Genomic DNA, 11,113 nt, shown 5'->3' with positions numbered 1-11,113 from the left:
TGTTCCATGCGGGTAGCCTCAATATGCCATGAGTATTGGCAATCTGGTGAGGGCAGTCAAAGGAACATTGGGGTAAAACCGGGTTTGAAGCGGGAGGCGAGGCGGATTGCTGTCCGCCTGCCCGTTACGAGGCCGCAGCGACGGGTCGTTTAGAACGTCAGCGTGCGTTTTCCGATTTCCTGTGTGTTCGAAAAATCCACCGATTTCTGGGTGGGTTCGAAAGTCTGGTCAAGCATCTTGCCCAAAGCCTTGGCTGCGACGTCAGCAAAGGGTTGGGCCAGCGGTGCGAGGGACTTGGTGATGTCGCCAGCGGTTTTGACGAGGTCGCCAACGATAGGCAGAGCTGCGAGTGCGCCAATGGTCATGGTGATTTCTCCGACAGATAAGAAAGGCTGATTCCTCTCCAGAGACTGCGTGGCCAAGGCTTGTCACTCGGTTCCATGGCGCATGAAAAAGCCCGGCATTCGCCGGGCTCTTTTTTACTGCAAGCAGTGCTTAGGCAGTGAAGGTCTTGCCTTCGAACTGCTCAGCCACGAACTTCCAGTTGACCAGGTTCCAGAACGCTTCCACATACTTTGGACGCACGTTGCGGTAGTCGATGTAGTAGGCATGTTCCCACACGTCGCAGGTCAGCAGCGGGGTGTCGCCGTTGGTCAGCGGGTTGCCGGCGCCGATGGTGCTGGCCAGTGCCAGGGAACCGTCAGCCTTTTTCACCAGCCAGCCCCAACCGGAACCGAAGGTGCCGACGGAGGTTTTGGTGAACTCTTCCTTGAACTTGTCGAACGAACCGAACGCGGCGTTGATAGCTTCAGCCAATGCGCCGGTTGGTTGGCCGCCGGCGTTTGGCGCCAGGCAGTTCCAGTAGAAAGTGTGGTTCCAGACCTGAGCGGCGTTGTTGAAGATGCCGCCCGAAGAGGATTTGACGATCTCTTCCAGGGTCTTGCCTTCGAACTCGGTGCCTGGCACCAGGTTGTTCAGGTTCACGACGTAGGTGTTGTGATGCTTGTCGTGGTGATATTCCAAGGTTTCCTTGGAGATGTGCGGCTGCAGGGCATCGTGTGCGTAGGGCAGCGGCGGCAATTCGAAAGCCATGATGATTCTCCTAATCAGGTCAGTTGCGGTGAGCGCAAGGCCGATCACGGGCGGCCAAACAAGCGCCGGGGAGTTTGTACTCTTTGCGGCGCAGGGTCCGGATCATAGCACCGGGGGTGCGGCAAAACCACGCAACAACTGTGTGGGATAGAGGTTCCAGAGCGTTTTGGAATATTCCTCAGGCGGTGATCAGTTGATAGGCCACGCTGAACATCATCGCGGCCACCAACAGGTCGAGCAAACGCCACGTGGCCGGGCGTGCCAGCCAGGGGGCCAGCCACGCTGCGCCGAGTGCCAGGGTGGCGAACCACAGGAACGACGCGCTGGCGGCACCGGCCACGTAGGCGCCGGGCTCGGTCTGTTGGGCGCCGAGTGAGCCGATCAGCAACACGGTGTCCAGGTACACGTGCGGGTTGAGCAAGGTCACGGCCAGTGCGCTCAGCAGCACCGCGCGCAGTGAGCGCACCTTGAGATTGTCGTCTTGGTCCAGGCTTTGTTTCGAAAACGCCCGGCGCAGTGCGCAGGCGCCGTACCAGATCAGGAATGCCGCGCCGCCCCAACGTGCCACCGCCAGCAGCACCGGGCTTTGCGCCAGCACCGTCGCCAGGCCGAACACCCCTGCGGCGACCAGCAAGGCATCACACACCACGCATAGCGCGGCGACGGGCAGGTGATGTTCGCGGCGCAGGCTTTGCGCCAGCACAAAGGCATTCTGAGTGCCGATGGCCATGATCAGGCCCAGCGCCACCAGCAAACCATTCAGATAACTCTGCCACATAGCATTTACTCCGCGTCTGCTGCCAGTTGCCGCAACACCTGCAGGGCGCGCTCGGCATCGGCACGCCCGACGAACAGGTGGTCGTGGTAATAGCCGGCAATTACATTGCAACTGATGCCGGCCTGGCCCAGCGCACTGGCGAAAGCGGCGGTGAGGCCTACGGCTTCCAGGGCCGAATGCACGTTCAAGGTGATCCACGCGGCGACGTAGTCAAACGCCAGGCCGGCCTGTTCCGCTTGTTGACGTTCAACGATCAGGGTCAGGCCTTCCTGCTCGCGAAAGCTGCCGATCACCTCGCAGCCAGCCGGGATGCGGTTGTCGGGCACGGTGCAGAACACGTAGTCGCCGTCGTTGAGCTGGGGGCTCATGCTGCGCAGCAGGGTTGCCAGGGCGATTTCGCCAGCCATGGGAGGTTCCTTATAAAGAGAGAAGCGATGCTGGCTATTCTCAGGGTGCAGGCTGTATAAGAAAAACCAATATTGCTGATCGCTCATTAGAGAAACTGATGTTCGACTATAAATTGCTCTCTGCCTTGGCGGCAGTGGTGGAACAGGCCGGCTTCGAACGCGCCGCACAAGTGCTGGGACTGTCGCAGTCGGCAATCTCCCAGCGCATCAAGTTGCTGGAGGCGCGCATTGGCCAGCCGGTATTGGTGCGGGCCACACCGCCGACGCCCACCGATATCGGCCGGCGCCTGCTCAATCATGTGCAACAGGTGCGCCTGCTGGAGCGTGACCTGCAAAGCCAGGTGCCAGCGCTGGATGAAGAGGGCATGCCCGAACGCCTGCGCATCGCGTTGAACGCCGACAGCCTCGCCACGTGGTGGGCCGAGGCCGTCAGTGGGTTTTGCGCTGAGCAGCATCTGCTGCTGGATTTGGTCGTGGAAGACCAGACCGTCGGTCTCAAACGCATGCGCGCGGGTGAAGTAGCGGCTTGTATCTGCGCCAGCGAGCGTCCGGTGGCGGGCGCGCGCAGCCTGTTGCTGGGTGCCATGCGCTATCGCGCGCTGGCCAGTCCGGCCTTTATCGCCCGGCACTTTCCCCAGGGCGTACGGGCGGATCAACTGGCGCGCACCCCGGCATTGGTGTTCGGGCCGGATGATTTCCTGCAGCACCGCTACCTGGCATCCCTCGGCGTGGACGGCGGTTTCGAGCATCATTTATGCCCATCGTCCGAAGGCTTCATCCGCTTGACGGAGGCGGGCCTGGGGTGGGGGCTGGTGCCGGAATTGCAGGTTCGCGACCAGTTGGAAAAGGGCATATTGGTCGAGTTATTGCCAGATAAGCCCATCGATGTGCCGTTGTACTGGCATCATTGGCGCAGTGGCGGGCAACTGTTGGGCTTGTTGACCGATCATCTGGCCCAGGCCTGTGGTCAATGGTTGGTGCCGTTGGAGTGATGGCGCGCGTCAAGGCAACAGCGATGAAAAACGAAAGAACATGGGGTAATACATGAAGATTCTGGTCACCGGCGCAAGCGGCTTCATTGGCGGACGCTTTGCGCGTTTCGCCCTGGAGCAGGGCCTGGACGTGCGGGTCAACGGGCGACGTGCCGAAGGTGTGGAGCACCTGGTCAGGCGCGGCGCCGAGTTTATCCAGGGTGATCTGAAGGACGCCGACCTGGTACGCGACCTGTGCCGTGATGTTGAAGCCGTGGTGCATTGCGCTGGCGCCGTCGGCCTATGGGGCAAGTATCAGGATTTTCATCAAGGCAACGTGCTGGTCACCGAGAACGTCGTCGAAGCCTGCCTCAAGCAGCACGTCGGGCGTTTGGTGCATTTGTCATCGCCCTCCATCTACTTTGACGGCCGCGACCACCTGGGCCTGACCGAAGAGCAAGTGCCCAAGCGCTTCAAGCACCCTTATGCCGCCACCAAATACCTGGCCGAGCAAAAGGTGTTCGGTGCCCAGGAATTCGGCCTCGAAGTGATTGCCCTGCGTCCGCGATTCGTCACGGGCGCCGGCGACATGAGCATCTTCCCGCGCCTGTTGAACATGCAGCGCAAGAACCGCCTGGCCATCGTCGGCAACGGCCTGAACAAGGTCGATTTCACCAGCGTGCACAACCTCAACGAAGCCTTGCTCAGCAGTTTGCTCGCGCCGGGCTCGGCACTGGGCAGGGCCTACAACATCAGCAACGGTGCGCCGGTGCCGGTGTGGGATGTGGTGAACTACGTGATGCGTCAAATGGAGCTGCCGCAGGTGACGCGGTATCGGTCCTACGGTTTGTCCTACAGCGTGGCGGCGCTCAACGAGGCGTTTTGCGCGATGTGGCCCGGGCGTCCGGAGCCGTCGCTGTCGCGCCTGGGCATGCAAGTGATGAACAAAGATTTCACCCTCGACATCAGCCGCGCCAGGCATTATCTGGACTACGAGCCCAAAGTCAGCCTGTGGACTGCCCTGGACGAGTTCTGCAGTTGGTGGAAAGCCCAGGATCCGGGGGTCAAGTAAGCACACAAGCGGCAACACTTCGGGAACCGAATCCGGCGTTCCGAGTCGATCAGTGCGCCGGGAACGCGGTTTATACTCCCGTCGCTCGCCACTTCACCGATTCAGGGTTGATACATGCGCAACGATGCTAAAGACGACTTCGACAACGTTCCCAGCCTGCGGGCCGATATCGGGGATGACGATGATTTCGAATCCACCCCAGCCACCTCGGTGCGCTCGCGCAACACCAAGGTGGTCAAGGTCAAGAGCGCCAGCACCGGGCCATTGTGGGCCTTGATCGGCGCGCTGCTGATCGCCTTTGCGGGCCTGGCCTGGTGGAGCTTCCAGCAGATCTCCCTGATGGGCCAGCAGTTGGTGGCCACCCAGGAAAGCTTCGCGCGCATCAGCGAGGAAGCGGCGGGGCGCCTGCAGGACATTTCCGGCAAGGTGGTGGCCAGTGAGGCCAGCGTCAACAATGGCAGTGAAGCGCTGAAACTGCAGATCAAGCAGCTTGAAAACCAGTTGCTGGAGCAGGGCAAGCAGCAAGTCGGCGTGGCCGGGCAAGCCACCGAGTTGGATAAGCGTCTGGCGCAAATGACCGCCAGCACCACCGACCTGTCCAATGCCAACAGCAAGCTGCAGGGCCAGGTCCAGGCGCTGACCGACGCCGTGGCGACACTTAAAGCGTCGCAAGGTGATGTCGGCAAGCGTGATAGTGAAATCAAAGAGCTTTCCGCTGACGTGGCCGCCTTGAAGAAACAGGGCAACCCGAGTGCCGCCATTGCACGTATAGAGCAGGACCTTGTGGTGCTCAAGAGCGCCCAGGAGAACCAGCCGGCCAACAGCGATGCTCCGACCAATAAAGAGTTCGACGTGTTCCGCATCCAGACCACGCGCAACATCACGACCTTGCAAAGCCAGGTGCAGAACCTGAACCAGCAACTTAACGCGCCGGCGAAGATCACCCCTCTCGGCCAATAACGCGGCGATGGAAATGTCACCACTTGGTGACATTTCCCATCCCCTTCGTTACTTGCCGCCACCTCGCCCTTGTTTAGACTCCGGTCATCCCACAAAAAACAATAAGGGCTACCCATGACCACGCAACCACTGCCTGCCAGCAGTTGGCTGAACGCGCCTGCCCATCACGCTTGGCTCGCGGCCGAAGGTCAGCGCCTGCTGGCGTTTGCCAAGGCGTCCCGACTGCCCGACGGCTTTGGCAACCTGGACGACAAAGGCCAGTTACCGGCCGATGCCCACGCCGAAACCATGAACACTGCCCGCATGACTCACAGCTTTGCCATGGCTCACGCCCTGGGCATGCCGGGGTATGCCGAGCTGGTTGCACATGGCGTTGCAGCCCTCAGTGGACCACTGCGTGACAGTGAACACGGTGGCTGGTTCGCCACGGCCTACGCCCTTGATGGCAACCGTGGCAAGGCCGCTTACCTGCACGCGTTTGTTGCCCTGGCCGCCAGCTCGGCGGTAGTGGCTGGTGCGCCGGGTGCACACACCCTTCTGACCGACGCCATCCATATCATCGACCAGTTTTTCTGGAGCGAAGAGGAAGGCGTGATGCTCGAATCGTTCGCCCAGGACTGGAGCGGCATCGAAGCCTATCGCGGCGCCAACAGCAACATGCACGCCACCGAAGCCTTCCTCGCGCTGGCCGATGTCACCGGCGATACACGCTGGCTGGACCGCGCGCTGCGTATTGTCGAGCGCGTGATCCACACCCACGCCGCCGGCAACCAGTTCATGGTGATCGAACATTTCGACACGCACTGGCAACCTTTGCTCGGTTACAACGAAGACAACCCCGCCGACGGCTTTCGCCCCTACGGCATCACCCCCGGCCACGGTTTTGAGTGGGCGCGGCTGGTGCTGCACCTGGAGGCCGCGCGCCTGCAAGCCGGGCTCGCCACGCCCGAGTGGCTGGTGACCGATGCCAAGGGCCTGTTCGCCAGCGCGTGCGAATACGCCTGGTCCGTGGATGGCGCCCCCGGCATTGTCTACACCCTCGACTGGAACCAGCGCCCGGTGGTGCGTGAACGTCTGCATTGGACCCACGCTGAAGCCAGCGCCGCTGCCCAGGCCCTGCTCAAACGTACGGGCGAGTTGCATTACGAAATCTGGTACCGGCGTTTCTGGGAGTTTTGCGAAACCCACTTCATCGACCGTGTCCACGGCAGTTGGCACCACGAACTCAGTCCACACAATCAACCCAGCAGCAACATCTGGGGTGGCAAGCCGGACCTGTACCATGCCTGGCAAGCGGTATTGCTGCCTGCGCTGCCGCTGGCGCCAAGCATGGCCAGTGCCATCGGTGCTGGGCGCTATGTCACCAGATGGTGACATTTGTGCATCCCTTTGTTACCTGCGCCTGAAAAATCCATGTTTAAACTCCGTGCAGCGCAAGCCTAAGACTTGCATGCATAACAACAAGAAAAGGTACTCAGATGAACGCGATTAATCGCCTCGCCGTCGCTATTTCCATTGCCTCGTTGTTTCCTCTCTCTGCATTTGCCGCCGACTCGAAAGGTACGGTTGAAGTTGTGCATTGGTGGACCTCGGGCGGTGAGAAGGCGGCCGTAGATGTCCTGAAGGCCCAAGTTGAGAAAGATGGTTTCGTCTGGAAAGACGGCGCCGTCGCAGGTGGCGGTGGCGCCACCGCCATGACCGTGCTGAAAAGCCGCGCGGTCGCCGGTAACCCGCCAGGTGTTGCCCAGATCAAAGGCCCCGACATTCAGGAATGGGCGTCCACTGGCCTGCTCGACACAGACGTGCTCAAAGACGTCGCCAAAGAAGAGAAGTGGGACTCCCTGCTCGACAAGAAAGTCTCCGATACCGTGAAGTACGACGGTGACTACGTCGCCGTACCGGTCAACATCCACCGCGTGAACTGGCTGTGGATCAACCCGGAAGTCTTCAAGAAAGCCGGTATCACCAAGAACCCGACCACCCTCGAAGAATTCTACGCAGCCGGCGACAAGCTGAAAGCCGCGGGCTTCATTCCGCTCGCCCACGGTGGTCAGCCTTGGCAGGACAGCACCGTGTTCGAAGCGGTCGTTCTGTCTGTGATGGGTGCCGATGGCTACAAGAAAGCTCTGGTTGATCTGGATAACGCTGCGCTGACCGGTCCGGAAATGGTCAAGTCGCTGACCGAACTGAAGAAAGTCGCGACCTACATGGACGTCGACGGTAAAGGCCAGGACTGGAACCTCGAGGCGGGCAAGGTCATCAACGGCAAGGCCGGTATGCAGATCATGGGTGACTGGGCCAAGTCCGAATGGACCGCCGCCAAGAAAGTCGCCGGCAAGGACTACGAGTGCGTAGCCTTCCCAGGCACCGACAAAGCCTTCACCTACAACATCGACTCCCTGGCGGTGTTCAAGCAGAAAGACAAAGGCACCGCTGCTGGCCAGCAGGACATTGCCAAAGTCGTATTGGGTGAAAACTTCCAGAAAGTGTTCAGCATCAACAAGGGTTCGATCCCTGTTCGCAACGACATGCTGAACAAAATGGATTCCTACGGCTTCGACTCCTGCGCCCAGACCGCTGCCAAGGACTTCCTGGCAGACGCCAAGACCGGCGGCCTGCAGCCAAGCATGGCGCACAACATGGCCACTACCCTGGCTGTGCAAGGTGCGTTCTTTGATGTCGTGACCAACTACATCAACGACCCGAAAGCCGACCCGGCCGACACCGCCAAGAAACTTGGCGCTGCGATCAAGTCAGCCAAGTAACACAACCCATCTGTAGGAGCGAGCTTGCTCGCGAAAAACTCAAGATCACCGCGTTCATCCTGTATGCACGCGTTATCGTTGAAGTCCTTCGCGAGCAAGCTCGCTCCTACAGGGGACGGTTCATCTGCTAGTCCTTTTTCCCTGTACTGGATTTTCCCATGAGTTCTGTTGCTGTGTTCAGCAAAGCCTCGCCGTTCGATGCACTGCAGCGCTGGCTACCCAAACTGGTGCTGGCGCCGAGCATGTTCATCGTGTTGGTGGGCTTCTACGGCTACATCCTGTGGACGTTTGTACTCTCGTTCACCAATTCCACGTTCCTGCCAAGCTACAAATGGGCGGGCCTTGCGCAATACGCGCGGTTGTTCGACAACGACCGCTGGTGGGTAGCGAGCAAGAACCTGGCCGTGTTTGGCGGGATGTTCATCGGCATCACGCTGGTTATCGGCGTGACCCTGGCGATCTTCCTCGACCAGAAAATCCGTCGTGAAGGCTTTATCCGCACCATTTACCTGTACCCGATGGCGCTCTCGATGATCGTCACCGGTACGGCCTGGAAATGGCTGCTCAACCCGGGCATGGGCCTGGACAAACTCCTGCGTGACTGGGGCTGGGAAGGCTTTCGTCTCGACTGGCTGATCGACCCGGACCGCGTGGTCTACTGCCTGGTGATCGCCGCTGTCTGGCAAGCCTCCGGCTTCATCATGGCGATGTTCCTCGCTGGCCTGCGCGGTGTCGATCAATCGATCGTGCGTGCCGCGCAGATCGACGGTGCGAGCCTGCCGCGCATCTACTGGAGCGTGGTGCTGCCAAGCCTGCGTCCGGTGTTCTTCAGTGCGGTGATGATCCTGGCGCACATTGCGATCAAGAGCTTCGACCTGGTGGCGGCGATGACGGCTGGCGGCCCCGGCTACTCGTCCGACCTGCCGGCGATGTTCATGTACTCGTTCACCTTCAGCCGTGGCCAGATGGGCATGGGTTCGGCCAGTGCCATCCTGATGCTCGGTGCGATCCTCGCGATCATCGTGCCTTACCTCTACTCCGAGCTGAGGACCAAACGTAATGACTAGTCTCGCCTCCAAATCACCTATCAGCCTGAGTCGCATCGCGATCTACGCGGTGCTGATTCTTGCCGTGCTGCTGTACCTGGTGCCGCTGGTGGTGATGCTGCTCACCAGCTTCAAGACCCCGGAAGATATCAGCTCCGGCAACCTGCTGAGCTGGCCGACCGTGGTTACCGGCATTGGCTGGGTCAAGGCCTGGGCCACTGTGGACGGCTACTTCTGGAACTCGATCAAGATCACCGTTCCAGCCGTACTGATCTCCACCGCCATCGGCGCATTGAACGGTTATGTGCTGTCGTTCTGGCGCTTCAAAGGCTCGCAACTGTTCTTCGGCCTGCTGTTGTTCGGCTGCTTCCTGCCGTTCCAGACCGTGCTGCTGCCGGCGTCGTTCACCCTCGGCAAAATGGGTCTGGCCAGCACCACCACTGGCCTGGTGTTTGTGCACGTGGTCTACGGCCTGGCGTTTACCACGCTGTTCTTCCGTAACTACTACGTGAGCATTCCGGATGCGCTGATCAAAGCCGCGCGCCTGGACGGTGCGGGCTTCTTCACCATCTTCCGTCAGATCATTCTGCCGATGTCGACCCCGATCATCATGGTCTGCCTGATCTGGCAGTTCACCCAGATCTGGAACGACTTCCTGTTCGGCGTGGTGTTCTCCAGCGGCGACTCCCAGCCCATCACGGTGGCGCTGAACAACCTGGTCAACACCAGCACCGGGGCCAAGGAATATAACGTGGATATGGCGGCGGCGATGATCGCCGGGCTGCCGACCCTGCTGGTCTATGTGATCGCAGGCAAGTATTTCGTGCGCGGCCTCACGGCCGGCGCGGTCAAGGGGTAATCATGGCTACGCTTGAACTTCGCAATGTAAACAAGACCTATGGCGCCGGCCTGCCCGACACCTTGAAGAACATCGAACTGTCGATCAAGGAAGGCGAATTCCTGATCCTGGTCGGCCCTTCGGGGTGCGGCAAATCCACGCTGATGAACTGCATCGCCGGGCTTGAGACCATCACTGGCGGCGCGATCATGATCGGCGACCAAGACGTGAGTGGCATGAGCCCCAAGGACCGTGACATCGCCATGGTGTTCCAGTCCTACGCGCTGTACCCGACCATGAGCGTGCGCGAGAACATCGAGTTCGGCCTCAAGATCCGCAAGATGCCCCAGGCCGATATCGATGCCGAAGTGGCGCGCGTGGCCAAGCTGCTGCAGATCGAACACCTGCTCAACCGCAAGCCTGGCCAACTCTCCGGCGGCCAGCAACAACGCGTGGCCATGGGCCGTGCCCTGGCGCGTCGGCCGAAGATCTACCTGTTCGACGAACCGCTGTCCAACCTCGACGCCAAGCTGCGCGTCGAGATGCGTACCGAAATGAAACTGATGCACCAGCGTCTCAAGACCACCACGGTCTACGTGACCCACGACCAGATCGAAGCGATGACCCTGGGCGACAAGGTGGCGGTGATGAAGGACGGCATCATCCAGCAGTTCGGCACCCCGAAAGAGATCTACAACAACCCGGCCAACCAGTTCGTGGCGAGCTTCATTGGTTCGCCACCGATGAACTTCGTGCCCCTGCGCCTGCAACGCAAGGACGGTCGCCTGGTGGCCCTGCTCGACAGCGGGCAGGCCCGTTGCGAACTGGCGCTGAACACCACTGATGTCGGCCTGGAAGACCGTGACGTGATCCTGGGCTTGCGTCCGGAGCAGATCATGTTGGCGTCGGGCGAGGGCGACAGTGCGTCGAGCATCCGTGCCGAGGTGCAGGTCACCGAGCCGACCGGCCCGGACACCCTGGTGTTCGTGCAACTGAATGACACCAAGGTCTGCTGCCGCCTGGCGCCTGACGTGGCACCGCAGGTGGGCGAGACCCTGACCCTGCAATTCGATCCTTCCAAGGTACTGCTGTTCGACGCCAACACCGGCGAGCGACTGGGCACTGCTTCTTCATTGCCCGCACAGGGGCATGCCGACAATGTGGCCCAATTCAAAGGCCGTTGA

12 protein-coding genes are annotated in these 11,113 nt (G+C 60.5%); 8 read left to right on the top strand and 4 right to left on the bottom strand.

Annotation, left to right across the window (positions count from 1 at the left end; all coding sequences use genetic code 11):
* Nucleotides 1–149: 149 nt before the first annotated feature.
* From RB216_RS23210 to RB216_RS23195, 4 genes are all read right to left on the bottom strand, one after another.
* A complete protein-coding gene (locus RB216_RS23210) occupies nucleotides 150–365 on the bottom strand; it encodes a hypothetical protein (RefSeq protein ID WP_028617708.1) in 216 nt (71 codons plus the stop codon).
* 130 nt (nucleotides 366–495) lie between these two features.
* On the bottom strand, nucleotides 496–1,092 hold the full coding sequence (locus RB216_RS23205) for a superoxide dismutase (RefSeq protein ID WP_003175739.1): 597 nt from the start codon (nucleotides 1,090–1,092) through the stop codon (nucleotides 496–498).
* A 178-nt stretch (nucleotides 1,093–1,270) separates the two neighbouring features.
* Nucleotides 1,271–1,870: a LysE/ArgO family amino acid transporter gene (locus RB216_RS23200; protein WP_308907951.1), complete on the bottom strand. Its 600-nt coding sequence runs from the start codon at nucleotides 1,868–1,870 to the stop codon at nucleotides 1,271–1,273.
* Nucleotides 1,871–1,875: 5 nt separating this feature from the next.
* Nucleotides 1,876–2,277, bottom strand: coding sequence for an ACT domain-containing protein (locus tag RB216_RS23195; protein WP_028617706.1), 402 nt, complete (start codon nucleotides 2,275–2,277; stop codon nucleotides 1,876–1,878).
* Nucleotides 2,278–2,375: 98 nt separating this feature from the next.
* Between RB216_RS23195 and RB216_RS23190 the strand changes: the two genes are divergently transcribed.
* The 8 genes from RB216_RS23190 (at nucleotide 2,376) to RB216_RS23155 (ending at nucleotide 11,113) form a co-directional block, all read left to right on the top strand.
* Nucleotides 2,376–3,269 (top strand): LysR family transcriptional regulator ArgP, encoded by an 894-nt coding sequence (locus RB216_RS23190; protein WP_016975403.1) that lies wholly within the window; start codon nucleotides 2,376–2,378, stop codon nucleotides 3,267–3,269.
* Between the two features lie 52 nt (nucleotides 3,270–3,321).
* Nucleotides 3,322–4,320, top strand: coding sequence for an NAD-dependent epimerase/dehydratase family protein (locus RB216_RS23185; RefSeq protein WP_308907950.1), 999 nt, complete (start codon nucleotides 3,322–3,324; stop codon nucleotides 4,318–4,320).
* A 114-nt stretch (nucleotides 4,321–4,434) separates the two neighbouring features.
* Nucleotides 4,435–5,280, top strand: a complete 846-nt coding sequence (locus RB216_RS23180) for an ATPase (RefSeq protein WP_308907949.1) — start codon at nucleotides 4,435–4,437, stop codon at nucleotides 5,278–5,280.
* A gap of 114 nt (nucleotides 5,281–5,394) precedes the next feature.
* Nucleotides 5,395–6,654, top strand: a complete 1,260-nt coding sequence (locus RB216_RS23175) for a D-mannose isomerase (protein WP_308907948.1) — start codon at nucleotides 5,395–5,397, stop codon at nucleotides 6,652–6,654.
* Between the two features lie 104 nt (nucleotides 6,655–6,758).
* Nucleotides 6,759–8,045 (top strand): ABC transporter substrate-binding protein, encoded by a 1,287-nt coding sequence (locus RB216_RS23170; RefSeq protein WP_028617702.1) that lies wholly within the window; start codon nucleotides 6,759–6,761, stop codon nucleotides 8,043–8,045.
* A gap of 158 nt (nucleotides 8,046–8,203) precedes the next feature.
* The gene (locus RB216_RS23165) at nucleotides 8,204–9,112 is read left to right on the top strand and encodes a carbohydrate ABC transporter permease (protein ID WP_028617701.1); all 909 of its coding nucleotides are present in this window, start codon (nucleotides 8,204–8,206) and stop codon (nucleotides 9,110–9,112) included.
* Nucleotides 9,105–9,950: a carbohydrate ABC transporter permease gene (locus RB216_RS23160; RefSeq protein ID WP_016975397.1), complete on the top strand. Its 846-nt coding sequence runs from the start codon at nucleotides 9,105–9,107 to the stop codon at nucleotides 9,948–9,950. The genes RB216_RS23165 and RB216_RS23160 overlap by 8 nt, the downstream gene beginning before the upstream one ends.
* A gap of 2 nt (nucleotides 9,951–9,952) precedes the next feature.
* Nucleotides 9,953–11,113, top strand: a complete 1,161-nt coding sequence (locus RB216_RS23155; protein WP_305382531.1) for an ABC transporter ATP-binding protein — start codon at nucleotides 9,953–9,955, stop codon at nucleotides 11,111–11,113.

It is taken from the genome of Pseudomonas canadensis, from assembly GCF_030980095.1.
Taxonomy (GTDB): Bacteria; Pseudomonadota; Gammaproteobacteria; order Pseudomonadales; family Pseudomonadaceae; genus Aquipseudomonas; species Aquipseudomonas canadensis.
Note: the sequence above shows the minus strand (reverse complement) of the source record. Positions and strands in the feature narration are given on the sequence as shown.